This window comes from Streptomyces sp. NPDC020490, assembly GCF_044335305.1.
GTDB lineage: Bacteria > Actinomycetota > Actinomycetes > Streptomycetales > Streptomycetaceae > Streptomyces.
In genome coordinates this window covers 129,631-153,428 of sequence record NZ_JBIRUY010000002.1, presented here as the reverse complement: position 1 = coordinate 153,428, position 23,798 = coordinate 129,631, and the positions used below count along the sequence as shown (strand labels likewise).

Annotated in this window: 22 protein-coding genes; 9 read left to right on the top strand and 13 right to left on the bottom strand. The window is 71.3% G+C overall.

Annotated elements, in window-relative coordinates; translation table 11 throughout:
* Window positions 1-54: 54 nt before the first annotated feature.
* From ACH4ZX_RS04200 to ACH4ZX_RS04190, 3 genes are all read right to left on the bottom strand, one after another.
* Window positions 55-1,533, bottom strand: a complete 1,479-nt coding sequence (locus ACH4ZX_RS04200) for a sugar transferase (protein WP_398267182.1) — start codon at window positions 1,531-1,533, stop codon at window positions 55-57.
* Window positions 1,534-2,053: 520 nt separating this feature from the next.
* On the bottom strand, window positions 2,054-2,614 hold the full coding sequence (locus ACH4ZX_RS04195) for a hypothetical protein (RefSeq protein ID WP_398267179.1): 561 nt from the start codon (window positions 2,612-2,614) through the stop codon (window positions 2,054-2,056).
* A gap of 110 nt (window positions 2,615-2,724) precedes the next feature.
* Window positions 2,725-4,680, bottom strand: coding sequence for an amino acid transporter (locus ACH4ZX_RS04190; protein ID WP_398267176.1), 1,956 nt, complete (start codon window positions 4,678-4,680; stop codon window positions 2,725-2,727).
* Window positions 4,681-5,266: 586 nt separating this feature from the next.
* On the opposite strand from ACH4ZX_RS04190, the gene kdpF reads away from it, so the two are divergent.
* The 7 genes from kdpF to ACH4ZX_RS04155 all read left to right on the top strand — a co-directional run bounded on the left by kdpF (window position 5,267) and on the right by ACH4ZX_RS04155 (window position 14,822).
* The gene (gene kdpF / locus ACH4ZX_RS04185) at window positions 5,267-5,356 is read left to right on the top strand and encodes a K(+)-transporting ATPase subunit F (RefSeq protein ID WP_360748174.1); all 90 of its coding nucleotides are present in this window, start codon (window positions 5,267-5,269) and stop codon (window positions 5,354-5,356) included.
* Window positions 5,357-5,364: 8 nt separating this feature from the next.
* Window positions 5,365-7,029, top strand: coding sequence for a potassium-transporting ATPase subunit KdpA (kdpA, locus tag ACH4ZX_RS04180; RefSeq protein ID WP_398267173.1), 1,665 nt, complete (start codon window positions 5,365-5,367; stop codon window positions 7,027-7,029).
* Window positions 7,026-9,155 carry a potassium-transporting ATPase subunit KdpB gene (gene kdpB / locus ACH4ZX_RS04175; RefSeq protein ID WP_398267170.1) on the top strand — a complete coding sequence of 710 codons (2,130 nt, stop codon included), beginning with the start codon at window positions 7,026-7,028 and terminating at the stop codon, window positions 9,153-9,155. The genes kdpA and kdpB overlap by 4 nt, the downstream gene beginning before the upstream one ends.
* Before the next feature lie 24 nt (window positions 9,156-9,179).
* Window positions 9,180-9,848, top strand: a complete 669-nt coding sequence (locus ACH4ZX_RS04170; protein WP_398267167.1) for a potassium-transporting ATPase subunit C — start codon at window positions 9,180-9,182, stop codon at window positions 9,846-9,848.
* A gap of 130 nt (window positions 9,849-9,978) precedes the next feature.
* On the top strand, window positions 9,979-10,662 hold the full coding sequence (locus ACH4ZX_RS04165; RefSeq protein ID WP_398267164.1) for a response regulator: 684 nt from the start codon (window positions 9,979-9,981) through the stop codon (window positions 10,660-10,662).
* 1 nt (window position 10,663) lies between these two features.
* On the top strand, window positions 10,664-13,207 hold the full coding sequence (locus ACH4ZX_RS04160) for an ATP-binding protein (protein ID WP_398267161.1): 2,544 nt from the start codon (window positions 10,664-10,666) through the stop codon (window positions 13,205-13,207).
* A gap of 268 nt (window positions 13,208-13,475) precedes the next feature.
* Window positions 13,476-14,822 (top strand): glycoside hydrolase family 30 beta sandwich domain-containing protein, encoded by a 1,347-nt coding sequence (locus tag ACH4ZX_RS04155; RefSeq protein WP_398267158.1) that lies wholly within the window; start codon window positions 13,476-13,478, stop codon window positions 14,820-14,822.
* Window positions 14,823-14,881: 59 nt separating this feature from the next.
* Here ACH4ZX_RS04155 and ACH4ZX_RS04150 read toward each other — a convergent pair whose 3' ends face one another.
* The 5 genes from ACH4ZX_RS04150 to ACH4ZX_RS04130 form a co-directional block, all read right to left on the bottom strand.
* Window positions 14,882-15,661 (bottom strand): 4'-phosphopantetheinyl transferase family protein, encoded by a 780-nt coding sequence (locus ACH4ZX_RS04150; protein WP_398267155.1) that lies wholly within the window; start codon window positions 15,659-15,661, stop codon window positions 14,882-14,884.
* Between the two features lie 129 nt (window positions 15,662-15,790).
* On the bottom strand, window positions 15,791-16,144 hold the full coding sequence (locus ACH4ZX_RS04145) for a hypothetical protein (RefSeq protein ID WP_398267152.1): 354 nt from the start codon (window positions 16,142-16,144) through the stop codon (window positions 15,791-15,793).
* 521 nt (window positions 16,145-16,665) lie between these two features.
* A complete protein-coding gene (locus ACH4ZX_RS04140; protein ID WP_398267149.1) occupies window positions 16,666-17,565 on the bottom strand; it encodes a hypothetical protein in 900 nt (299 codons plus the stop codon).
* 92 nt (window positions 17,566-17,657) lie between these two features.
* Complete coding sequence (locus ACH4ZX_RS04135) at window positions 17,658-18,386, bottom strand: cytochrome b N-terminal domain-containing protein (protein WP_398267146.1); 729 nt, start codon at window positions 18,384-18,386, stop codon at window positions 17,658-17,660.
* A 5-nt stretch (window positions 18,387-18,391) separates the two neighbouring features.
* Window positions 18,392-18,580 carry a hypothetical protein gene (locus ACH4ZX_RS04130; protein ID WP_398267144.1) on the bottom strand — a complete coding sequence of 63 codons (189 nt, stop codon included), beginning with the start codon at window positions 18,578-18,580 and terminating at the stop codon, window positions 18,392-18,394.
* Window positions 18,581-18,783: 203 nt separating this feature from the next.
* Between ACH4ZX_RS04130 and ACH4ZX_RS04125 the strand changes: the two genes are divergently transcribed.
* Entirely contained in the window at window positions 18,784-19,020 is a 237-nt protein-coding gene (locus tag ACH4ZX_RS04125) for a DUF6186 family protein (RefSeq protein ID WP_398267141.1), read from the top strand.
* 88 nt (window positions 19,021-19,108) lie between these two features.
* Entirely contained in the window at window positions 19,109-19,450 is a 342-nt protein-coding gene (locus ACH4ZX_RS04120; RefSeq protein ID WP_398267138.1) for a DUF6256 family protein, read from the top strand.
* 62 nt (window positions 19,451-19,512) lie between these two features.
* Here ACH4ZX_RS04120 and ACH4ZX_RS04115 read toward each other — a convergent pair whose 3' ends face one another.
* The 5 genes from ACH4ZX_RS04115 to ACH4ZX_RS04095 all read right to left on the bottom strand — a co-directional run bounded on the left by ACH4ZX_RS04115 (window position 19,513) and on the right by ACH4ZX_RS04095 (window position 23,733).
* A complete protein-coding gene (locus ACH4ZX_RS04115) occupies window positions 19,513-20,712 on the bottom strand; it encodes a PP2C family protein-serine/threonine phosphatase (protein ID WP_398267135.1) in 1,200 nt (399 codons plus the stop codon).
* Between the two features lie 238 nt (window positions 20,713-20,950).
* Window positions 20,951-22,234, bottom strand: coding sequence for an NAD(P)/FAD-dependent oxidoreductase (locus ACH4ZX_RS04110; protein WP_398267132.1), 1,284 nt, complete (start codon window positions 22,232-22,234; stop codon window positions 20,951-20,953).
* Window positions 22,227-22,400, bottom strand: a complete 174-nt coding sequence (locus tag ACH4ZX_RS04105) for a rubredoxin (protein WP_398267129.1) — start codon at window positions 22,398-22,400, stop codon at window positions 22,227-22,229. Before ACH4ZX_RS04105 ends, ACH4ZX_RS04110 begins: the two co-directional genes overlap by 8 nt.
* Window positions 22,397-22,561 carry a rubredoxin gene (locus ACH4ZX_RS04100; RefSeq protein ID WP_351886659.1) on the bottom strand — a complete coding sequence of 55 codons (165 nt, stop codon included), beginning with the start codon at window positions 22,559-22,561 and terminating at the stop codon, window positions 22,397-22,399. Before ACH4ZX_RS04100 ends, ACH4ZX_RS04105 begins: the two co-directional genes overlap by 4 nt.
* Window positions 22,561-23,733, bottom strand: coding sequence for an alkane 1-monooxygenase (locus tag ACH4ZX_RS04095; RefSeq protein ID WP_398267125.1), 1,173 nt, complete (start codon window positions 23,731-23,733; stop codon window positions 22,561-22,563). Before ACH4ZX_RS04095 ends, ACH4ZX_RS04100 begins: the two co-directional genes overlap by 1 nt.
* Between the last annotated feature and the right edge of the window lie 65 nt (window positions 23,734-23,798).

The following is a 23,798-nucleotide window of genomic DNA, read 5'->3' as shown; positions in this document are numbered from 1 at the left end:
CAGGCAGGCCCCTGCGGCCTGCGGTCCGCGCGCCGGTCGGGCGACCCGCGCGCATCAGTAGGCCCCCTGCCCGTGGAGCACGGCACGCAGCGTCTTCCACAAGATCACCGTGTCCAGGGCGAGCGACCAGTCCTCGACGTACCGCAGGTCGAGGCGGACCGCCTCGTCCCACGGCAGGTCGCTGCGTCCGCTGATCTGCCACAGGCCGGTGAGCCCGGGCTTGACCAGCAGCCGCCGCCGGATGTCCGGGCCGTACGCGGCGGACTCCTCCGGCAGCGGAGGCCGCGGTCCGACGAGTGACATCGATCCGGTGAGCACGTTGAAGAGCTGCGGGAGCTCGTCGAGCGAGTACCGGCGCAACACCGCTCCCACGCGGGTCACCCGCGGATCCCGGCGGACCTTGAACAGCAGGCCCGCGCCCTCGTTGAGGCCGGCCAGTTCCGCCCGTGCCCCGTGGGCCCCGACGACCATGGTGCGGAACTTGAGGATGGTGAACTCCCGGCCGTCCTTGCCGACCCTGCGCTGGCGGTAGAACGCCCCGCCCCGGCTGTCCGCCAGCACGAGCAGCGCGACGAGCACCATCAGCGGCGCGAAGACCACCAGCAGGACCGCGGCGCCCACCCGGTCGACGACCTCCTTGATCGCCCGGCGGCCCCCGCTGAAGGTCGGCATGCTGACCCGCAGCAGCGGGATCCCGAGCACCGCGTCGACATGCAGCCGCGGGCCGGCCACCTCCATCAGCACCGGGGCCACGACCATCTCGGCGTCGCTGCCTTCGAGGTTCCAGGCCAGCCGCCGCAGCCGGTCCGGTGACCAGTGCGCGTCCGGCGTGACCGCGACGACGCGGTAGCCGTCGTGGCGGACGTGCTTGGCGACGTCGGACAGCCGGCCGACGACCGGCACTCCGTCCAGCTGGTCGTCGTCGGCCCCGCGACCGTCCGGCGTGCACACCGCGTCCACCCGCCAGCCGAGGTGCGGGAACTTGCGGGTCCGGGCGATCAGGTCGCGCACGGTGTCCGGGCTCCCGGCGGCGAGCACCGGCCTCAGGCATCTTCCTTCCTTGCGCTGTTTGTGGAGCCACAGGCGGAGCAGATACCGCGCGGCCATGGTGACGAGCGCTGTCGCGGGGATCGCGACGAAGATCCAGAGCTTGATGTTGCGCGAGGTGAGGGCGATCCCGCCGAGCGCGAGCACGACAGTCGCCGTGAACAGAGAGCGGCCGAGCCGGCGGAATTCCTCGGCCCCCTGGCCGAGCACGGCCGGAGTCCACGACCGGCTCACCGCGAGGGACCCCAGCACCAGCAGTTCGGTGCCGAAAGCGAGAATTCCCCACTTCTCGTGCCAGTTGGCCGCGTCCCGGGCCCCGAAGAAGTTGCCGATCGCCGTCACCACGGAAGCCGTGGCCACGGTATCGCTGGTGATCACCGCATGGCGGTAGCGCTGTTCCCAGTCGATCGCGGGCCGGCTGATCGCCCCGTTCTCCAGACGCCCGCGCGCGGGCGGAAACGGGCTGACTTGTCCCCCTTGCCGCACAGAACCCCCCCCCCAGGTCCCCAGTGATTCGACGTGTTCGTCCAACACTGTTCCTCGCCTCGGGAGGCCGCCGCCCCCCGACGCCGCGCTGTCCCTCCCCTTGGGAGGCCCCCCGGCCCTCCCCTTGCGTGAAATCCCGGCTGTCTCAGAGCTGCTTGGACAACTGACCCTGGCGGCAGCGGACTTGCCTGTCCTGCCAGGCCCTCTGGGCGCACGGGATCCCGTCGAGACCGCGGGTGCTCCCCGCACCCAAGGCCCTCCAGGGCTCCAAGAATTGATCACCCCCACGTCTGGCGCCGGGGACACGCGAATGCTGGCCCTCCGCAGCGCCGGACCTAGATCATTACGGGTCGCCTCGTCTTCGATCAGGAGAAGCATGGTCAATCTAGACCATGGAGGCCGGTATGAAGAGAGGGTTGTGGGTAATTTGTGCTCAAGGTGTGGAGGTGGTTCCGCTGATCGGCGACCGCAGGCGAGTGCGGCGGTAGCCGGTGCGGGGCGCGGTCTCGGCCACCAGTGGTCAGCCCGTGGGCGGCGACGGTGGCGTACAGCTCGTCCTTGCCGTGGAAAGGCCCGACGCCCGGAACACCGCCCGCGCCGACTCCTCGTCGATGCGGTGGCCCAGCCGGTCGAGGAGGTCGGCGCCCGTGCGCAGCGTCCCGCGCCGCAGGGAGCGGCGGACTCCCGTGTCGAACTCGTGCCAGAGCAGGGGGTTGGCCGCCAGGATCCGGGGATCGAGTTCCAGCCGGTGACCGTGGACGTCCCGCAGTACCAGGTGGGAGCAGACGCCGTCGCGTTGCCGTACGGCGGCCAGGGCATCCGTGCGGACGATGTACCGGCGCCAGGGGGTGCGTGCGGCGAGCCAGCCGGGGCCCGCACTCACCCGCTGGGGGAGCAGGACGGCGCCCAGCGCCACCGACAGGGTCACCCAGAGCAGAACGCGGGGAAACGTCAGGCTTCCCGCGCACCGGTCCACCAGGAGGCTCAGGCCGCAGAACGTCAGGGCACAGCTCCCGGCGAGCCGGGCGCTGCCGCGCCAGTGGCGGTCGCCGACGGGGCCTGCGGGTCCGCTTCGACGCATGTCCCTGACGCTAGGCGGCTGCGACGGGCGCGGCGACCGCCGCTTACGGAGCCCTGGCATCGTGAGGGTGAATTCTGACGGGATCCTGACGCCTCCGCCGGAGCCGGTCCTCAGCCGGTGTGGACGCGAGGGCGGCGGGTGGGGTCCGGTTCCGCTTCCCGCAGCACCTCGCGGGTGACCGGGGCGACCTCGCCCTGGCCGAAGAGGAAGAAGCGCAGGAAGTTGGCGAACGGGCTGCCCTCGGTCCACTCGAAGTAGATGTGCGGGATGCGGCCGGTGATGTCCCTGGCGTGCAGGAGCAGAGCGGCGAGGGCGTTCGGGATCGAGGCGGAGTGCAGGGTCAGCACGCGGTAGCGGTCGTGCAGCACTTCGCCGTGCACGGTCAGGCCCGCCTCGAATTCGGACGGATCGGTGACCGTGACCTCGACGAAGACGAAGTCGTCCTGCTCCGGCATGTCGTTGTCCGCCCGGATCTGCTCGATCTTGTCGCGGTACTCGGCCTTGTCGCGATGGCCGGGCTCGTTGGCGATGAAGCGGAGACGGCGGTGGGCCATGTCCCGGATGAACCGCTCCGCCAGCGGGTCGAGCGTCACGCCGGTCACGCGCAGCTCGAAGGCGCGGGCCAGCCTGGACAGCAGCGAGACCAGCATGATGCCCGCGATGAAGCAGGCACCGATCTTGACGCCGTCCGGGCGTTCGAGGACGTTGACGACGGTCGTGTAGAGGAACACCACGGAGATCACGCCGAACCCGACGGTCCAGCCGTGCTGTCCGGCCTTGCGCGCGGCGATGGTCACCGCGATGGCGGCGGAGCTGATCAGCACCAGCACGCCGGTGGCGTAGGCGCTGCCCTGTTTGTCGACGTTGGCGTCGAAGATCCAGGTGACCAGGAAGGCGACGAGGGTGAAGACGATGACCATGGGGCGGACGGCACGCGCCCAGTGCGGGGCCATGCCGTAGCGGGGCAGGTAGCGCGGCATCAGGTTGAGCAGGCCGGCCATGGCGGAGGCGCCCGCGAACCACAGGATGGCGATCGTGGAGACGTCGTAGACCGTACCGAAGGCGCCACCGAGGTATTCGTGCGCGAGGTAGGCGAGTGCGCGTCCGTTGGCCTGGCCGCCCGCCTGGAACTCCTTCTCCGGGATCAGCACCGTGGTGATGAAACTGGTGGCGATCAGGAAGGCGCTCATGATCAGCGCGGCGGTGGTGAGCAGCTTCCTCGTGTCGCGGATGCGGCCCGCGGGGTGCTCCTCGGTGTCGCTGTCGTCTCCCCGGACGTGCGGCATGACGGCGACGCCGGTCTCGAAGCCGGACAGACCCAGGGCGAGCTTCGGGAAGATGACCAGGGCCAGACCGATCATGACGAATATGTTGCCGTGCTGCGCGGTCAGGGCACCGGTCCAGTCGGTGACCAGGCGAGCGGCGGTGAGCACGTGCCACAGGCCGGTGATCACGACGACCATGTTGAGCGCGAGGTAGACGCCGACCAGGGCGACCGCGACGCCGATCGCCTCCAGGAAGCCCTTGAGGAACACCGCACCGAGCAGGGCCACCAGGAAGAGGGTGATGAGCATCTGGTGGCCGTGCAGCGCGCCGGTGAGGTGCGGGTTCTGCACCAGGTGGGTCGACGCGTCCGCCGCCGAGAGCGTGATGGTGATCAGGAAGTCGGTGGCGGCGAAGCCCAGCAGGGTCAGGACGAACAGCTTGCCCTGCCAGAACGACAGCAGCCGCTCCAGCATCGCGATGGAGCCCTCGCCGTGCGGGCTCTCCTTCGCCACCCGGCGGTAGACCGGCAGGGCGCCGGCCAGGGTGACCACGACCAGCACGACGGTGGCGATCGGCGACAGCAGACCGGCGGCCAGGGCCGCGATGCCCGGCTGGTAGCCGAGAGTGGAGAAGTAGTCGACACCGGTCAGGCACATCACCCGCCACCAGCGCTGGCCCTTGTGCGCGGGCTCGGGTACGGCGCGCGGCGCGGTGCGGCCGCCCTGCCGGCCCATGTCCGACAGCCCCTCCAGCATCCACGTCCGCAGGCGGCTGGACGGCGGATGTCCGGTGGTGACCATCGGTGTGCTCTCCTGGCGTACGGCTCAACGGTGAATTCGGCCATCACACGGACGGCGGCACCAGCGTAAGCAGAGAGTGACGCACAAGCCCACAGCAGGACGCTCGGCGCGCGCTAGGAAACCGTTAGGGGATCGCCGGGAGCATGCCCGTCACGCGGCAAAAGGCGAGGTCCTCACGGTTTGCTCCGCGCCTTCGCCATGCGGGCTCTCCGGCCGGTCACCGGACCGGGGGAGAGACACAGCGTCACGTCATGTGTCCGGTCTTTGTCGTACCGCGGTCAGGGCCGGCCGGTCCGCGGGCTGCTCGCGTCCGGGTGCCGGGACGGGCGCCGTCCCGGGGCGGCCGCGACGCCCCCTGCCCACTGCTGCGGGGCAGCCGGCGTAAGGCCTCCGTCAAAATCCCGGGGACCGCCGTAAGAGGGCCGTCAACGGACGTCCTGACCCGGCCGCGAAGGCGGTTTTCTCTGACCGTCCGTTCCGTTCGAACCTCACTCCAGGAGTCCGCGATGGCCGATCTGGCCTTCGTCGTCACCGTGCTCGCCGGTTTCGCGCTGGTGGCTCTCGTCGCCAAGGGGGTGACGAAGCTGTGACCGCCGAGAACGCCGTCGGCCTGGCCACGGCCGTCGCCCTGTTGGGATATCTCGTCCTCGCCCTGCTCTTCCCGGAGAGGTTCTGAGCGCCGACATGGGTCCCGCATTCGCCGGCGTGCTCCAGCTGCTCGCCCTCGTGGGCGCGCTGGCGCTCGTCCACGCCCCCCTCGGCGCCTACTTCGCCCGGGTCTACTCCTCGAAGCGGCACCTGCGCGTCGAGCACTGGATCTACCGGGCCATCGGCGCCGATCCCGACACCCAGATGACCTGGCCCGCCTATCTGCGCGGTGTCCTCGCCTTCTCCGCCGTCGGCGTCCTCTTCCTCTACCTGCTGCAGCGTCTCCAGGGCGTCCTGCCCGGCTCGCTCGGCTTCTCCTCGGTCAGCCCGGCGCAGTCGTTCAACACGGCCGTGTCCTTCGTGACCAACACCAACTGGCAGTCCTACGCCGGCGAGCAGACCATGGGGCACGTCGTGCAGACCGCCGGTCTGGCCGTGCAGAACTTCGTCTCCGCCGCCGTGGGCATGGCCGTCGCGGTGGCACTGGTGCGCGGTTTCGCCCGCTCCCGCACGGGCGAGCTGGGCAACTTCTGGTCCGACCTGGTGCGCGGCACGCTGCGGATCCTGGTGCCGGGCGCGGCGGTCGCCGCGCTGATCCTCGTCGCCTGCGGGGTCATCCAGAACTTCTCCGGGATCCACGAGGTTGGCCAGTTCATGGGCGGCTCGCAGGAGTGGAACGGCGGCGCGGTCGCCTCGCAGGAGGCCATCAAGGAGCTGGGAACCAACGGCGGCGGCTATTTCAACGCCAACTCCGCTCACCCGTTCGAGAACCCGACGCCCTTCACCAATCTCTTCGAGATCTTCCTGATCCTGGTGATCCCGTTCTCGCTGACCCGCACCTTCGGCGTGATGGTCGGCAGCGTGCAGCAGGGTTACGCGATCCTCGCCACGATGTTCACCATCTGGCTGGGCTTCGTCGCGCTGATGATGTGGACGGAGTTCGCCCACCACGGCCCGGCGCTGCAGGCGGCGGGCGGTGCGATGGAGGGCAAGGAGGTCCGCTTCGGCGTGGGCGGCTCGTCGATCTTCGCGGTGTCGACGACGTTGACGTCGACCGGTGCGGTGGACTCCTTCCACTCGTCCTTCACCGGCCTCGGCGGCGGGATCGCCATGCTGGGCATGATGCTGGGCGAGATCGCCCCCGGCGGCACCGGATCCGGCCTCTACGGCATGCTGATCATGGCGGTGATCGCGGTGTTCATCGCCGGTCTGATGGTGGGCCGCACGCCCGAGTACCTGGGCAAGAAGATCGGCGCCCGCGAGATGAAGCTCGCCGCCTGCTACATCCTCATCACCCCCGCCCTGGTGCTGGTCTTCACGGCGGCTTCCATGGCGCTGCCGACCCCGCCGCACTCGATGCTCAACTCCGGTGCGCACGGCCTGTCCGAGGTGCTGTACGCGTTCACGTCCGCCGCGAACAACAACGGCTCGGCCTTCGCCGGCCTGAACGCGAACACCGACTGGTTCAACACGACGACCGGGCTGGCGATGCTCCTCGGCCGCTTCCTGCCCATGATCTTCGTACTGGCGCTGGCCGGCTCGCTCGCCGGACAGAGGCCGGTCCCGGTGACCGCCGGCACCCTGCGCACCGAGAAACCGCTGTTCACCGGCCTGCTCGTCGGCGCCATCCTGATCATCACCGGTCTGACGTACTTCCCGGCCCTCGCGTTGGGCCCGCTGGCCGAGGGGCTGGCGTCATGACGATGCGAACGGAAAGCCACGACAACGCGATGTCCACTCCCACCCTTGCGCCCCACCAGGACGCACCCACCGGGCACAAGCCCGCCGAGGGCCGTGTCGCAGCCGGCCTCTTCGACCCCAGGGCGCTGCTCAAGTCGCTGCCGGAAGCCTTCCGCAAGCTCGACCCGCGGGTGATGGTCAAGTCGCCCGTGATGTTCGTGGTGTGGATCGGCTCCGTGCTGACCACGGTCTTCTCCTGCCGGCACCCGGGCGACTGGTTCGGCTGGACCATCAGCGCCTGGCTGTGGCTGACCGTCGTGTTCGCCAACCTGGCGGAGGCGGTCGCCGAGGGCCGGGGCAAGGCCCAGGCCGACACCCTGCGCAAGGCCAGGACCGACACCGTCGCCCGTCGGCTGCTCACCGGCGGCACGTCGGAGGAGCAGGTCCCCGGCACCGCGCTGACCATCGGCGACCTGGTGGTCTGCGAGGCCGGCGACATCGTCCCGGGTGACGGTGACGTCGTCGAGGGCGTCGCCTCGGTGGACGAGTCGGCGATCACCGGCGAGTCCGCCCCGGTCATCCGCGAGTCCGGCGGTGACCGGTCCGCGGTGACCGGTGGCACGAAGGTGCTGTCCGACCGGATCGTCATCAAGATCACGACAAGGCCGGGCGAGACCTTCATCGACCGGATGATCAACCTGGTCGAGGGCGCCGCCCGGCAGAAGACGCCGAACGAGATCGCGCTGAACATCCTGCTGGCCTCGCTGACCATCGTGTTCCTGCTGGCCTGCGCCACCCTGCCGCCACTCGCCGACCATGCCGGCACGCACCTGACGACGGTCGTGCTGGTGGCACTGCTGGTCTGCCTGATCCCGACCACGATCGGCGCCCTGCTGTCCGCGATCGGCATCGCGGGCATGGACCGCCTGGTGCAGCGCAACGTGCTGGCGATGTCGGGCCGGGCGGTCGAGGCCGCCGGTGACGTCTCCACACTGCTGCTGGACAAGACCGGCACCATCACCCTCGGCAACCGGCGGGCCGCCGAGTTCGTCCCGGTGAAGGGCACCACCGAGGCAGAGGTCGCCGACGCGGCCCAGCTGTCGTCCCTCGCGGACGAGACGCCCGAGGGCCGCTCCATCGTCGTACTGGCCAAGGAGAGGTACGGGCTGCGCGAACGCCACCAGGGCGAGCTCGTCGGCGCCGAGTGGATCGAGTTCACCGCCCAGACCCGAATGTCCGGTGTGGACGTCGCCGGGCGCAGCATCCGCAAGGGCGCGGCCGGGTCGGTCGTCTCCTGGGTCGAGGAGAGGGGCGGAACGGTCGCCGAGGACGCGGACGGCACGGCCGGCCGCATCTCCGAGGCCGGTGGCACCCCGCTGCTGGTCGCCGTCCACGACGACAAGGGCGCCCGCGTGCTCGGCGTCGTCCACCTCAAGGACGTCGTCAAGCACGGCATGCGGGAGCGGTTCGAGGAGCTGCGCCGCATGGGCATCAGGACCGTGATGATCACCGGCGACAATCCGCTGACCGCGAAGGCGATCGCCGAGGAGGCGGGCGTGGACGACTTCCTCGCGGAGGCCACGCCCGAGGACAAGATGGCTCTCATCAAGCGGGAGCAGGCGGGCGGCAGGCTGGTCGCGATGACCGGTGACGGGACCAACGACGCGCCGGCCCTGGCCCAGGCGGACGTCGGCGTGGCGATGAACACCGGTACGTCGGCCGCCAAGGAGGCCGGCAACATGGTCGACCTCGACTCCGACCCGACGAAGCTGATAGAGATCGTGGAGATCGGCAAGCAGCTCCTCATCACTCGCGGCGCGCTGACGACGTTCTCCATCGCCAACGACGTCGCGAAGTACTTCGCGATCATCCCGGCGCTGTTCGCGGCGGTCCACCCGGGCCTGGACAAGCTGAACATCATGCAGCTGTCCTCGCCGGACTCCGCGATCCTGTCGGCCGTCGTCTTCAACGCGCTGATCATCGTCGCGCTGGTGCCGCTCTCCCTGAAGGGCGTGCGCTACCGGCCGATGAGCGCCGACAGGATGCTCCGGCGCAATCTCGTCCTCTACGGCATCGGCGGACTGATCGCGCCCTTCATCGGCATCAAGATCATCGACCTGCTCGTCTCCATCGTCCCCGGGCTGTGACTTCTCAAAGGCGTGCTGATCACCATGAACAACTCCGTAACGAACACCGCCCGGTTGCTCGGGGCGGGCCTGCGCGCTCTTCTCGCGCTGACGCTGGTCACCGGCGTCGTCTACCCGCTGGTCGTCACCGGCATCGCCCAGGGGCTGTTCCACGGCAGGGCCAACGGCTCCGCGGTCGAGGCGGACGGCAGGGTCGTCGGATCGTCCCTCATCGGGCAGCCGTACGACCTGCCGCTGAAGAAGGGCCAGGACACCCCGGACCCGGACCTGAAATGGTTCCAGGGCCGCCCGGCGAACGGGCTCGGCAGCAACACCCTCAACACCCGGTACAGGCTGGTCCTTTCCGGTGCCACCAACCTGTCCGCCGATGACCGGACCCTCATCGGGCAGGTGCGGGACGCCAAGGCCGCGGTCGTCCGGGACAACTCCGTGTCCGGATACACCGTCAAGGCGTCGGACGTCCCCGCCGACGCCGTCACCTCATCGGGCTCCGGCCTCGACCCGGACATCTCCCCGGCCTACGCCGAACTCCAGGTCCGCCGCGTCGCCGCGCGCAACGGCCTGTCCGCCGCACGGGTGGAGAAGCTGGTCAGGGACCACACCACGGGCCGTACCCTGGGCTTCATCGGCGAGCCCCGGGTCAATGTCCTGGAACTCAACATCGCGCTCGAGGACCTCGTGTCGAAGCACTGAGGGCCTCGGGCATCCACACGGCAGCCGACGGCCCGGAGCGCATGCCGGTTCCGTCGGCTCCCGCCGCCATGGAGCCGGTCGCCGCGCTCGCAGCGAGGACGGCACGACGTACGACAGGAAAGGCACAGCCATGACCCGGGTGCTCGTGGTGGAGGACGACCCGCAGCTCGTCCGGGCCCTCGTCATCAACCTGCAGGCACGTCACTACGGCGTGGACGCCGCCCCCGACGGGGCCACCGCACTCCGGCTCGCCGCCGCGCGTCAGCCCGACGTGATCCTGCTCGACCTCGGCCTGCCCGACATGGACGGTGTCGACGTCATCAAGGGCCTGCGGGGCTGGAGCCGGGTGCCGATCCTGGTGCTGTCCGCCCGGCAGGCGTCCGACGAGAAGGTGGCCGCGCTGGACGCCGGGGCCGACGACTACGTCACCAAGCCCTTCAGCATGGACGAACTGCTGGCCCGGCTGCGGGCCGCCGTCCGGCGGACCGAGGAAGCGCCGATCACTCCCGAGACGGCCCTGGTCGAGACGGAGGACTTCCACATCGACCTGCTCGCCAAGAAGGTCGTCCGGGACGGGCGGGACGTCCGGCTGACCCCTACCGAGTGGCACCTGCTGGAGATCCTGGTGACCAATCCGGGCCGGCTGATCACGCAGAAGTACCTCCTCCAGGAGGTGTGGGGCTTTCCCCAGAGCAACAAGACCAACTATCTGCGCGTCTACATGGCCCAGTTGCGCCGCAAACTGGAGACGGACCCCTCCCACCCCCGCTACCTGATCACCGAGCCCGGCATGGGCTATCGCTTCGAAGGCTGACATGGCGCGCGGCAAGCTACGGATCTACCTCGGCGCGGCCCCCGGCGTCGGCAAGACCTACGCCATGCTGTCGGAGGCACACCGCCGCATCGAGCGGGGCACCGACTGCGTGGTCGCCTTCGTCGAGCACTATCACCGGCCACGCACCGAAGTGATGCTGCACGGCCTGGAGCAGGTGCCGCGCAAGGAGATCGAGTACCGGGGAAGCGTCTTCACCGAGATGGACCTCGACGGTGTCCTGCGGCGTGCCCCCGCCGTCGCCCTGGTCGACGAACTCGCCCACACCAACGTCCCCGGTTCCCGCAACACCAAGCGCTGGCAGGACGTGGAGGAACTGCTCGCCGCCGGCATCGACGTCGTCGCCACCGTCAACATCCAGCACCTGGAGTCGCTCGGCGACGTGGTGGAATCGATCACCGGGGTGCGGCAGCGGGAGACCGTCCCCGACGAGGTCGTACGCCGGGCCGACCAGATCGAACTGGTCGACATGTCACCGGAGGCGCTGCGGCGGCGCATGGCGCACGGCAACATCTACCGGCCGGACAAGGTCGACGCGGCCCTGTCCAACTACTTCCGGCCCGGGAACCTGACCGCGCTGCGGGAACTGGCGCTGCTGTGGGTGGCCGACCGGGTCGACGAGTACCTGAAGGAGTACCGCAGCGAACACCACGTGACGACCATCTGGGGCTCGCGTGAGCGGATCGTGGTGGGCCTGACCGGCGGCCCCGAGGGGCGCACCCTGGTCCGGCGGGCCGCACGGCTGGCGGAGAAGGGCGCCGGCGGTGAGCTCATGGCCGTCTACATCTCCCGCAGCGACGGCCTCACCGCCGCCTCCCCGAAGGAACTGGCCCTCCAGCGCACCCTGGTCGAGGACCTCGGCGGCACCTTCCACCACGTCGTCGGCGACGACATCCCGGCCGCCCTGCTCGACTTCGCCCGGGGCGCCAACGCCACCCAGATCATGCTGGGTGTCTCCCGGCGCAAGAACTGGCAGTACGTCTTCGGCCCCGGAGTCGGCGCCACGGTCGCCCGCGAGTCCGGCCCCGATCTCGACGTCCATCTCATCACGCACGACGCGGCGGGCAAGGGCCGCGGACTGCCGATGGCGCGCGGAGCGCGCCTGGGACGGTCCCGGGTCATCTGGGGCTGGCTCGTCGGTCTGCTCGGCCCGGCCCTGCTCACCGGGCTCCTCATCGGCGCCACTTCGGACATCGGCCTCGCCAACGACATGCTGCTGTTCCTGGCCCTGACGGTGGCGGCGGCCCTGCTGGGCGGGCTCCTCCCGGCGCTGGCCTCGGCGATGGCCGGCTCCTTGCTGCTCAACTGGTACTTCACCCCGCCCACGCACACCCTGACGATCGCCGACCCGCAGAACATCCTCGCCATCGCGATCTTCGTCGGCGTCGCCGTGTCGGTGGCCTCGGTGGTGGACCTCGCCGCCCGCCGCACCCATCTGGCCGCCCGTCTGCGTGCCGAGTCGGAGATCCTCTCCTTCCTCGCCGGACACGTCCTGCGCGGCGAGACCACGCTGGAGGCGCTGCTGGAACGGGTCCGCGAGACCTTCGGCATGGAATCGGTGGCCCTGCTGGAGCGAACCGGCGAGACCGCTCCCTGGACCTGCGCCGGCAGTGTGGGACCCCGGCCCGCGAAGATCCCGGAGGACGCGGACGTCGACGTCCCCGTCAGCGACCACATGGCACTGTCCCTGCGCGGCCGGGTGCTGCCCGCCGCCGACCGCCGGGTGCTGGCCGCGTTCGCCGCGCAGGCCGCGGTCGTCCTGGAACGCCGGCGCCTGCAGCTGGAGGCCGACCGGGCCAAGGAACTGGCCGAGGGCAACCGCATCCGCACCGCCCTGCTCGCCGCCGTCAGCCACGACCTGCGCACCCCGCTCGCCGGCATCAAGGCCGCCGTGTCCTCACTGCGCTCCGACGACGTCGAGTGGTCCGAACAGGACCAGGCAGAGCTCCTGGAGGCCATCGAGGAAGGCGCCGACCGGCTCGACCACCTCGTCGGCAACCTGCTGGACATGTCCCGCCTGCAGACGGGCACGGTGACACCCATCATCCGCGAGACCGACCTCGACGAGGTCGTGCCCATGGCACTCGGCGGCGTGCCCGAGACGGGTGTGGAACTCGACATCCCCGAGACGCTGCCCATGGTCCACGTCGACCGGGGCCTGCTGGAGCGAGCCGTCGCCAACATCGTCGAGAACGCCGTCAAGTACAGCCCGGCGGGCGAAAAGGTCCTCGTGTCGGCGAGCGCCCTCGCCGACCGGGTCGAGGTACGGGTCGTCGACCGCGGCCCCGGGGTCCCGGACGAGGCGAAGGACCGCATCTTCGAAGCCTTCCAGCGGTACGGCGACTCGCCCCGCGGTCTCGGCGTCGGCCTCGGCCTGGCCGTCGCGCGCGGCTTCGCCGAGGCCGTCGGCGGCACGCTCACCGCCGAAGACACGCCCGGCGGCGGCCTGACCATGGTGCTCGCCGTGCCGACGGCCCCCAAGCGGCGACCGGAACACCAGGACCTGCCGACGCCGTCCACGTCCTGAAGACCCCGGGCGCCCGTCGGCCCGGTCTCGCGGTCGGCGATGCGCGGGGGTTGACCATGCTGCGTGGCCTCGTTAACTTTCCAGAAGTCCACCACTCGGACGCCGTTCGTGATGTCGAACGGAGGCGCCCGCGCTGCCGAGCCGACGAGCGGGCCGGGGCGACGCCTGAACAGTACCTCCCGCAGGAAAAGGCACGTGTGCAGTCGTTCCCGTCGATGGGAGCGCTCCCATAGGTCCGGGGCAGGACCAGCAGCCAAGAGGAGGGGACATGACGCAGAGTCGGAACGAGCCCGTGAGCGGGGAGCGGAGAGCGCCGAGCCGGAGGGCCGTCCTGGCGACGATGGGGGCCCTGCCCGTGCTCACGGCCGCGGCGTCGGTCGTGGGGGCCTCCGGCGCCGCGGCCTCCGGCGCCGCGGCCGTGACGGCCGCCGCCGCGGCCGTGACGGCCGCCGCCGCGGCGGTCGTCGATCCGTCGGCGACGCGGCAGACGATCCGGGGCTTCGGCGGCATGAGTCACGCGGCCTGGGCCGGCGACCTGACGGCGGCCCAGCGGGACACGGCGTTCGGCACCGGCGACGGACGGCTGGGATTCTCCCTGCTGAGGATCCCCGTGCCGGAGGACCGGGCGAACTGGAGCCGCGATCTGGCGACGGCGAAGCGCGCGGCCGAACTCGGCGTGAGCGTCATCGCGTCGCCGTGGAACCCGCCCGCCTCCATGGTCGAGACGTTCGTCCGCGGGAGCCAGACCGCCGCGCGGCGTCTCAGGTACGACATGTACGGCGCCTACGCCCAGCACCTGAACGACTTCACCACCTACCTGCGGAACAACGGCGTGAACCTGTACGGCATATCGGTGCAGAACGAGCCCGACTACGCGTACGACTGGACGTGGTGGACCCCCACCGAAATGGTCCGGTTCCTGCGGGAGAACGCCGGCTCGATCGGCACCAGGGTCATCGCGCCGGAGTCCTTCCAGTACCTCAGGAGCACGACGGACCCGGTCCTCAACGACCCGGCGGCGCTCGCCAACGTGGACGTGATCGGCACCCATCTCTACGGCACGCCGTACGCGAACTTCCCTTACCCCCTCTTCCAGCAGAAGGGCGCGGGCAGGGAACTGTGGATGACGGAGGTCTACTACCCCAACAGCACGGATTCGGCTGACCTCTGGCCCCAGGCGCTCGACGTGGGGGAGCACCTCCACCGCGCCATGGTGGAGGGCGGGTTCCAGGCGTACATCTGGTGGTACATCCGGCGCAGTTACGGCCCGATGCGCGAGGACGGCAACATCAGCAAGCGCGGCGCCATGATGGCGCACTTCGCCAGGTTCGTCCGGCCCGGGTACGTGCGGGTCGAGGCGACGGCGCAGCCGGCGTCGAACGTCTACGTCTCGGCGTACCGGGGCGACGGCTCCACGGTCGTCGTCGCCGTCAACAAGGCGACCGCCGCGGTGAGTCAGCAGTTCACCCTGTCGAACGGCGCCGGGTCCGCCGTCTCGTCCTGGCTGACCGACGCGAGCAGGAACGTCGCGTCGCAGGGCACGGCCGGCGTGTCGAACGGCTCCTTCACCGCCACGCTTCCCGCTCGGAGCGTGATGACGTTCGTGATCCGCTGATCCGCTGATCCACTGATCCACTGATCTGCTGATCCGGACCACCGGATGACGGCACCGCGTCAGAGGTCCAGGGCCTCGGCGCGGTGCCGGAGGGCGGTCAGCGGTTCGGAGGTGGCGAGGGCAGCGGCGTGGCCGGGCGGTGCCGGGAGGTCGGTCAGCCAGGGGGCGGAGCGGGGCCAGTCGGGGACGCGCGGCGCGGTGGCCCGGGGGCCGGCGACGTCGACGAGGACGGGCGGGGCGGCGAGGCCGTGCCCGGTGAGCTTGACGGCGGCTTCCTTGCGGGCCCACGCGGTGAGGAAGGCGGCCCGGCGGGCCTTCTCGGGGAGCCCGAGGTGGGCGCGGTGCTCGGCGGAGGTGAGGGCGGTACGCGCGAGACCCTCCACGTCGCGGTGCGGGCCGACGGTGTCCAGGTCCGCGCCGACGCGCCCCGAGCCGACCACGGCGATCAGGAGCCACTCCTCGCAGTGGGAGACCGAGTAGTCGAAGGGAGCGCCGGGGACGCGGGGCCGGCCGTGCGAGGGGTGGTCGCAGCGCTCGCAGCCGCGGACCGGGTGCACGGTCTCCGGGGGGACGCCGAGATAGCGGGCGGTGACGAGGCGTTGCGCGGCGCGGGAGGTCACCAGGGAGGCGCCCGAGGGGGTGGCGCCGAGCTGGGTGAGACGGTCGCGTTCCCGGGAGGACAGCAGCGGTACCCAGGCGGGGCGGTGACGGACGGGCAGGAACCAGAGGTCGCAGACGCCCGGGGCCGGCGGGGCGAGCCGGGCCGGCGGAGCGAGGTGGGCCGGCGGGGCGAGCCGGGCCGGCGGGGCGGTGGCGGCGAGGGCGGGCCCGGAGCTCATGGGGCCTCCTGGAGGTGGCGGGCGCCGGGCACGGGCGCCGGGCGGCCGTTCGCGTGCCCGGTGTGCGGGGCGGGCGCCAAGCAGCTGGAGCCCGAGCGGCAACGAGCCCTGTCAGCAGGCTTGTCCGCCTCAGCGGAACTCGTGGACCACCTGGATCTCTCCGACGATGTGCGCGTTGACGTCGTCCAGCTCCTCGGCGGGGACCCAGAGTTCGAGGATCGTCCGCCCACCCGCCTGCTGGACGGGATACCGGCTCAGGAATTCCGACTCGACCTCGAAGCGAGTGACGAAACCGGCGCCGTCTTGCTTCACGTTCCAGTCCCGCGCGATCCTGATCGCGTAGTCCTCGTCGAGGACCGGGTAGAAGATCGGCTGCTCGGGCAACCGGGGCGGCCACGCACGCCAGTTCAGCCCCCGCACCAGATCCAGCTCCTTGGGGCCGGTAGGGCGCCACAGGGTCGTCGTTGCTCGCCGGCTGGTCATGTGCGTCGCTTCCTGAACGTCGGCCGCTGGTAGGGCAGGTCGGGAGACCGGACGATACCGGCACCGCGAACCGGGCGGTTACGGCGGCATACGGCCGGGCTCCCTCCGAGGCGCTCACGCGGACGATGTGGAAGATGTGGCAAACACCTCGGCTGCGCGGGGAAGCACGAACCTGTCCACAGCCTGGCCGGTCAGGCGCCGGCACATTCTGGTGACACCCGAACTGCGCAGCGTAATGACGCCGTGCGTAGCCGGGCCATCAAATCCGCAGCACTGACCGACGAGGACTCTCATGCCCCCCACACCGCCCCACCCGCACAGCGCGACGAGCACCAGCACCACCGGCACCACGACCACGACCACGACCGTGCAGGAGGCCCTCGCCGCCCGTGACGCCCTCGCCCACGCCCTCAGCCAGGCAGGCATCCAGCTCCCCGCGATGGACATCCGGACTCCGTGGGCGTGCCTCGGTGGCCGAGGCCGACGCCCGCAGCAGACAGGGCAATCCGTGACGGCACCGGTCATTCACTGCTCCGGTCCGGCCGGTCCGGCCGGTGCGCGCGGTAGTAGTCGCGCCAGACGAGGCGGTGGACGCCGATCCACCGCGGGATGGAGCGGACGCCCGGGACGAACGGCAACAGGACGAACACCAGGCTGAGCAGCCCCATCAGGGCCCAGACCAGGGCATCGACGTTGCCCGAGCTGCTGAACGGCTCGACTTGATACCAAAACGTGTACAGCCCCAGCCAGGGCTGGCCGGGCCAGTCGCCCGTCTCGTTCATCATCCCCCACTGGTCACTGGCCAGATGCCCGGCGCGGGCCTGGTGCTCCAGGTACGAGCTGTCGCCGAGGAAGAGCAGCGGCTTGGTGTAGTCCGTCTGGTAGAAGCGGCCCGCAGTCCGCAGCCGGCCGTCGAGTGCGCCCGCCCGGGCCAGTTCCAGCAGGCGCGCCGTCAGGGCCGGTACGGGCCCGTAGTCCCCTGGCGGGACCCTGGCCGGCTCGCCTCCCGGAGCCTTCCCGAGCGCGTCGGCGTAGGCGCCGGCCCACTGCCGCTGCCGCGCGGCGGAGGCGGCGTGCCAGGTGGCCAGCGCCGTGGCGACGGCAGGGGGTTCCGGCGCCTCGGCCAGCGGACGGAGCACGAAGTCGCGTGCGGTGTCGATCGGGATGGTCACCCCGGCGGCGCGCTGAAGGCTCACCGGACCGATCTTCTGTCCGGCGCCGGGTGTGTCGTTGTACGGGGGGCCGTAGCGCGCCGTGCCACTGGTACGGCCCAGTTCGGCGGTGGCGGTGGCGGTGAAGTCGGCCGGCGCGGCCCTCGCCCAGCGCGCCAGGGTGACCGGCTTTTCGTCGGGTGAGGAGAAGACCGCCGCGAGGCCGGCGGTGAGCAGAACGGTCACCACCAGCGCGCCGGTGAACTCCATGACCAGGTCGTACGGTCGTTGCGGGAACGAATCCGGATCAGGGACCGGCGCTCGGCGGCTGCTGCTCCGATGCGGGCGGCCCCGCCGTCCGGTCATCCGGCGCCACCTCCTCCCACGGGTCCCACGGGTCCCGCGGGTCCCTTGGGTCCCACCGGTCCCACGGACTCGGCGGGTTCGGCGGGGACCGGCTCGGGTGTGGCCCCGATGGGTGGCACCACCCCGCGCAGCCGCACCAGCAGGATGTGCCACGCCGCCAGCACGGACACGGTCAGGGGCAGCAGCACGATGTGCCACATCAACATCTGGCCGAAGTCGAGGACGTTGAACCAGGCACCGACCCCCACCGAGTTCAGGCCGTCCTTGGCCTGGTCCGCGATCCACTGGGAGTCGAAGTTCTGCTGCACCAGATAGCCGGTCAAGGCGGTACCCATCGAGACGAGGAGGACCACCGCCCCGATGATCCAGGTGAGCGCCCGGCGCCCGCGCCAGGCCGCCATGAAGAACTGCCCCCACAGGTGGACGATCATGAAGAACATGAACAGTTCCACACTCCACAGGTGCAGGCTGTTGACGTACCTCCCGACGTCCGAGACGTGCCACCAGGCAGGGCCCCTGAGGGCGAGCACGCAGCCGGTGAGGACGACGACCACCAGGCCGGAGAGCGTGAGGACGCCGAACACGTAGATCCAGGAGGCCACGTACTCCGGCTGGGTGGTGGGCAGCAGCCTCTCCGGGGGAAACGCGCGCAGGGCGCGCCGCCGCACGGCACCCGTCCACCCGCCCGCGCGGTCGTCCGGACCCCGGGAGCCCTCGCGCGTCACGCCGCTCACCGCTGCCGCCGGCCACGCGGGAAGGGCAGCAGCAGCGCCAGCACGAAGACGGTCACCATCAGGGCGAAGACCACGAGGTTCGCGACCGAGATCTGCACCACGCCCCAGTGGAGGTAATGTCCGGCGCCGCTCAGATCCACGGGGGCGGACAGGGCAAGCCCCGGGTACGTCGGTCCGTCGGCCATCGCAGCCCCTCTCCCGGAAAGGTGTTCACCCGACGAGCACTACCCGCCGGCCAGGCCCGCCCCCGACCGCGGCTGCGCCACCCGGCGCAACACTTTCCCCCTCGCGGTCTCAGCCCACGGGCGACCGTCCGCACGGGCGGTTGCCGAGGCGGAACCGTGGCGGACGGCGGCCGGACGGGGATGCATGCGTCAAGGAGGTCTCGGTGGTGAAGCATCCGTTGGCCGGCTATCTGGTCTGGGCGGTCTTGTTCGGCGCCCTGTTCGCTTGGGAGGGGATCGGCCTGCTGCGGGCCGGCGACGCGTTCCCCACCCTCAGCGACGCCCTGCGAGCAGTCATGCGCTTTCCGGCGGGCCGGTGGGCGCTGTTCGCGCTGTGGCTGTGGTTCGGCTGGCACGCCTTCGTCCGCGGGTGGCACTTCCTGCTCCGGGACGGACAGTGAGACTCGGATCAGTCCGGATCAGTCCGGATCCAGCCGTCCGCCGGGGGAGAGACCTGCCCTGATCCCGCTCCGCCTGGACGTCACCCTCATGCTGGTCGGCTATCTGCTGGTCATGGGGTGCCTCGCGCTCGGCCTGCGCCTGCTGCGCCGAGGCGCGCGACGGCCCGTTCCCGCGCCCCCCGGTGCACGGGGCTGGCCCGCCCTGATCCGCAAGGTGGCCGGCACCGCCGTCGGCGGCTACCTGCTGCTGATGGCCGTCGTGGTCGGCTACTACCAAGGTGTGGCGCGGGTGGGCGGCCATTTCCTGGCGAGCGCGTTCACCGGCTGCGCACTGCTGATCGGGACGGCCCTGCCCGTCCTCCTCGCCGCATCCTGGTTGACTGAAAGGCGCGCTCGGGCACCCCGGCGGGTCCGCCGCCGGAGGGGATGAGACGGACGACGCGATCTGTCCACAGACCGACGCTGCGGTCCACGCCCACCTCACCGACCGGATCACGGCGGCAGTTCGGAGCGGTGGTCCGGTGGCTCCGCAGGGGTGGAACGCGCCGGGCCGGCCGGTCGGCCGAGGTGGTGGCCGGAGTGCGGGGCGGGGGTGCGGCGGACGGCGATGAGGGCGACGTCGTCGGCGAGGCGTCCGGCGGTGTGGGCGAGCAGGTCGCGGTGGAGGTGGTGGAGGAGGGCCTGGGGAGTGCTGCCGGCCCACTGGGCGATGCGCTGCGCGAGAGGGTAGAAGACGCCGTCGCGGTCGCGGGCCTCGACGATCCCGTCGGTGTACAGGAGCAGGGTGTCCGCGGAGCCGAACGGCAGCACGTCCAGGGTGCGGTCGCCGGGGTCCGTCAGGCCGACGCCGAGCGGGGGAGCGGGGGTGAGGTCCGGGACGGTCACTGCGTCGCCGGGTCCGAGCAGCAGCGGGGCGAGGTGGCCGCAACTGGTCATGCGGACGACGGGCTCGTCGTCGGGGATCTCCAGCAGGAGCGCGGTGACGAAGCGTTCGCCCGTCTCGTCGTCGGGTTCGAAGTCGGCGAGGTAGCGGGTGATGCTCCGCTCCAGGGCGGCGGCCAGTTCGGGCAGGGCGGCGTGCTGGTGGGCGGCCTCGCGGAAGGCGCCGAGCAGGAGGGCGGCCTCGCCGATGGCGGACAGGCCCTTGCCCCGCACGTCACCGATCATCACGCGGGCCGCGCGGTCGGTGCGGGCGGCGGCGTACAGGTCGCCGCCGATCTCGGCCTCCTCCTCCGCGGCCAGGTAGAGACAGGCCAGCTGCAGCGGGCCGAGCCGGCTCGGCAGTGGCCACAGCAGGACGTGCTGTGCGGCCTCGGCGACCGACCGCACCTGGGCCAGCTGGAGTCTGTGCCGGTCGCGTAGCGCGCACAGGACCACGATCAGGGACGTGAGCACCAGCAGGGCGGCGATCTGCACGATCACGCGCCGCGAGGACAGCTGGCCGGAGTGCCAGCCGATGAACGCCTGGGCCGCCACCGCCAGGGCCCCGACGCCACCCGTGATCCAGGGGCCCGCGAACCAGGCGGTGAGCGCGGGCGCGATCACCAGCAGGGGGCCGAGGACGATGTCGCTCGGGGTCACGATGTCCGCGACCGCGATCAGGACGATGAGCGCGACCGGAATCAGCAGCAGCGTGTGACTGGGCTGCCACGGCTGCCCGGGGCCGGCGAAGCGTCGCTGCCCGGAATCCATGTCCTCCAGGGTGCACCGCTGCGCTTGGGCTTGCGAACGTTCACGGGCGGCGCCTCTCACCGGCACCCGCCGCGCCGCCTCGTTCACGCCGCTGCCACCGTGCAGCCGGGACAGCGTCCGTTTCAGCGCGGCGTCATTCATCCGGGGACGGATCACCTCGACGAGCACGGCGGCCGAGGTGATCACCGCCGGGCAGGGCATCACCCGCCGGGCAGGGCATCACCCGGCGGGCAGGGCATCACCCGGCGGCAGTGGGCGGTCCGGCGGTGCCCGCGGCCTCCGGGCGTCCGCCCGTGAGGACGGCGTGCGGGAGGACCGTCGGTGTGTGGGCCGCGGTCCGGGGTGGGGTGCCCGCATGGCGGTCGAGGACCGTGCGCAGGGAGCGGAAGTCGTGGGGTCTGCCGGCCGCCACGGCTCCCACCGGGCGTCCGTCCGCGGTCGCCAGGGCGGCGAAGTCGAAGTCGGCGATGTCGCCCTGCACCGCCAGGGAGTCGGCGTCGGTGAAATGACCGGCGATCTGCAGCATGACGCCGTACTGCTCGGTCCACGACCACGGCACCGCGGTGAACGGTGTCCCGGCGCCGAGCATGTTCCGCGCGATGGCGGCGGCGTGCTGCTGGGCGTGGTTCCACTGCTCGACGCGCACCCGTCGTCCGAGGTGCGGGTCGGGATACCGGGCCACGTCCCCCGCCGCGAAGACGCGCGGGTCGCTGGTCGTGCCGAGGGCGTCGACGAGGATGCCGTCGTCCACGTCCAGGCCCGCCCGGGCGGCCAGTTCGACGTCGGGCCGCAGGCCGGCGGCGACCAGCACCGTGTGCGCGTGCCAGCTCCGTCCGTCCCGGGCGGTCGCGACGAGTACGCCGTCCCGTCGGGTGAGCCCGGTGAGCGCGACCCCGGTGTGCACCTGGGTGCCGTGGGCCCGGTGCAGGTCCAGCACGGCGTGGCGCAGACGGGCGGGCAGCACCCGGCGAAGGGGTTCCGCCGCGGCTTCCAGGACGGTGACGTCGAGGCCCGCCGCCCGGGCGCTCGCGGCGGCCTCCAGGCCGAGCAGTCCCGCGCCGACGACCAGCAGCGGGCCGCCGGACTCCAGGTCGGCGCGGAGCGCGGGCACGTCGCCGAGGCGGCGCAGGGTGTGCACGTGGTCGTCCTCGGCCGCGTACGGCAGGGTGCGGGCGCGGCCGCCGGTCGCCAGCAGCAGCCGGTCGTACGGCAGTCGGCTTCCGTCGGCGCATTCCAGGACGCCGCCGACGATGCCCGTGACCTTGGTGCCGGTGCGCAGTTCGATGCCCAGCTCCTGCCAGGCCGTCGGCGGCTTCAGGCGGAGCCGCTCGGGCGTCAGGGCCCGCTTGACGAGGTCCTTGGACAGGGGCGGACGCCGGTACGGGGGGTGGGGTTCCTCGCCCACCAGGACGACGCGGCCGTCGAAGCCCTCCTCGCGCAGGGTGAGCGCGGCGGTCGCGCCGGCGATCCCGGTGCCGACCACGACGATGGTGCGGGGCGTGGTCCGGGGCGTCTCAGGCACGGGACGCCTCGGCCATCTGGAAGTCGGCCTTGGCGGCACCGCAGTCGGGGCACGACCAGTCGTCCGGGATGTCCTCCCAGCGGGTGCCGGGGGCGATGCCCTCCTCGGGCCAGCCCAGCGCCTCGTCGTAGACGAAACCGCACACCTGGCATTCCCAGACCTTCACGTCAGCTCCTCGAAGTCGATCTTCTCGCGGACCCCGCAGTCGGGGCAGGGCCAGTCGTCGGGCACGTCGGCCCAGGCCGTGCCGGCGGGGAAGCCCTCGCGGGGCGCGCCGGCACGCTCGTCGTACACGTAGTCGCAGACCGGGCACAGGTAGCGGCTCATCAGCGGCTCCCGTGGCGGGCGAGGACCCTGGCCCGGGTGCGGGGGTGGATGTTGGCCCGGGTGACGTCGCCGTCGTAGTGGGAGAGGAGCCGGGGGTTCATCACGCGCCGCCACAGCGGCGGGACCACGGCGAGGAGGATCATCCCCGCGTAGCCGGTGGGCAGTTGCGGGGACTCCTCGAAGTGGCGCAGGGCCTGGTAGCGGCGGGTGGGGTTGGCGTGGTGGTCGCTGTGCCGCTGCAGGTGGTAGAGGAAGATGTTGGAGGCGATGTCGTCGCTGTTCCAGCTGTGCTGCGGGGTGCAGCGCTCGTAGCGGCCCGAGGCGGTCTTCTGCCGCAGCAGCCCGTAGTGCTCCAGGTAGTTGACGACCTCCAGCAGGCAGAAGCCGATGACCGCCTGGACCGCCAGGTACGGCAGCACCTCCACCCCGAACGCGGCGGTGAGCGCGGCGAAGAGGACCGCCGACATCGCCCACGCGCTGAGCACGTCGTTGTGCGGGTTCCACGGGCTCTTGCCCAGCCGGGCGAGCCGCTGCTTCTCCAGGCGCCAGCCCGAGCGGGCGCTGCCGTACACCGAGCGGGGCAGGAACTCCCAGAAGGACTGGCCCAGTCGGGAGCTCGCGGGGTCCTCGGGGGTGGCGACCCGCACGTGGTGGCCGCGGTTGTGCTCGATGTAGAAGTGCCCGTAGCAGGTCTGGGCGAGCGCGATCCGGGCCAGCCAGCGTTCCAGCCCTTCCTTCTTGTGGCCCAGTTCGTGCGCGGTGTTGATGCCGAAGCCAGCGACGATGCCGACGGTGACGGTCAGCCCGGCCTTGTCCACGGTCGACAGGCCCCCGTGGGACCACAGCAGGCAGGCCAGCACCAGCCCGGCGTACTGGAGGGGCAGGAACAGGTAGGTGCACCAGCGGTAGTACCGGTCCGACTCCAGCCAGGCGAGGACGCTGTCGGGCGGATTGTCGGAGTCCTTGCCGACCATCAGGTCCACCAGCGGGATCACGCCGAAGACGACCGGCGGCAGCAGCCACCAGGACCAGCCGTCCGTGGCCGCGGCCAGTCCCCACGCCGCGAACGGGAAGGCGGGGAGCACCAGTCCGAGCAGCCACAGGTAGCGCTTGCCGTCCCGCCACGTCACCTGCGACGCCGGCGCTCCGAGCGGATGAGCGGCCCCTGCCATGACCCACCTCCATTGCCTCATTGGACACTTTGGCCGAGAACTGTCCAGAAGTTAGACAGTGTTGA

Coding starts and splice junctions, on each gene's coding strand:
- ACH4ZX_RS04195 (WP_398267179.1), bottom strand. CDS start 2,614: ATGCGTCGAAGCGGACCCGCAGGCCCCGTCGGCGACCGCCACTGGCGC.
- ACH4ZX_RS04190 (WP_398267176.1), bottom strand. CDS start 4,680: ATGGTCACCACCGGACATCCGCCGTCCAGCCGCCTGCGGACGTGGATG.
- kdpA (WP_398267173.1), top strand. CDS start 5,365: ATGGGTCCCGCATTCGCCGGCGTGCTCCAGCTGCTCGCCCTCGTGGGC.
- kdpB (WP_398267170.1), top strand. CDS start 7,026: ATGACGATGCGAACGGAAAGCCACGACAACGCGATGTCCACTCCCACC.
- ACH4ZX_RS04170 (WP_398267167.1), top strand. CDS start 9,180: ATGAACAACTCCGTAACGAACACCGCCCGGTTGCTCGGGGCGGGCCTG.
- ACH4ZX_RS04165 (WP_398267164.1), top strand. CDS start 9,979: ATGACCCGGGTGCTCGTGGTGGAGGACGACCCGCAGCTCGTCCGGGCC.
- ACH4ZX_RS04160 (WP_398267161.1), top strand. CDS start 10,664: ATGGCGCGCGGCAAGCTACGGATCTACCTCGGCGCGGCCCCCGGCGTC.
- ACH4ZX_RS04155 (WP_398267158.1), top strand. CDS start 13,476: ATGACGCAGAGTCGGAACGAGCCCGTGAGCGGGGAGCGGAGAGCGCCG.
- ACH4ZX_RS04150 (WP_398267155.1), bottom strand. CDS start 15,661: ATGAGCTCCGGGCCCGCCCTCGCCGCCACCGCCCCGCCGGCCCGGCTC.
- ACH4ZX_RS04145 (WP_398267152.1), bottom strand. CDS start 16,144: ATGACCAGCCGGCGAGCAACGACGACCCTGTGGCGCCCTACCGGCCCC.
- ACH4ZX_RS04140 (WP_398267149.1), bottom strand. CDS start 17,565: ATGGAGTTCACCGGCGCGCTGGTGGTGACCGTTCTGCTCACCGCCGGC.
- ACH4ZX_RS04130 (WP_398267144.1), bottom strand. CDS start 18,580: ATGGCCGACGGACCGACGTACCCGGGGCTTGCCCTGTCCGCCCCCGTG.
- ACH4ZX_RS04120 (WP_398267138.1), top strand. CDS start 19,109: ATGCTGGTCGGCTATCTGCTGGTCATGGGGTGCCTCGCGCTCGGCCTG.
- ACH4ZX_RS04115 (WP_398267135.1), bottom strand. CDS start 20,712: ATGGATTCCGGGCAGCGACGCTTCGCCGGCCCCGGGCAGCCGTGGCAG.
- ACH4ZX_RS04100 (WP_351886659.1), bottom strand. CDS start 22,561: ATGAGCCGCTACCTGTGCCCGGTCTGCGACTACGTGTACGACGAGCGT.
- ACH4ZX_RS04095 (WP_398267125.1), bottom strand. CDS start 23,733: ATGGCAGGGGCCGCTCATCCGCTCGGAGCGCCGGCGTCGCAGGTGACG.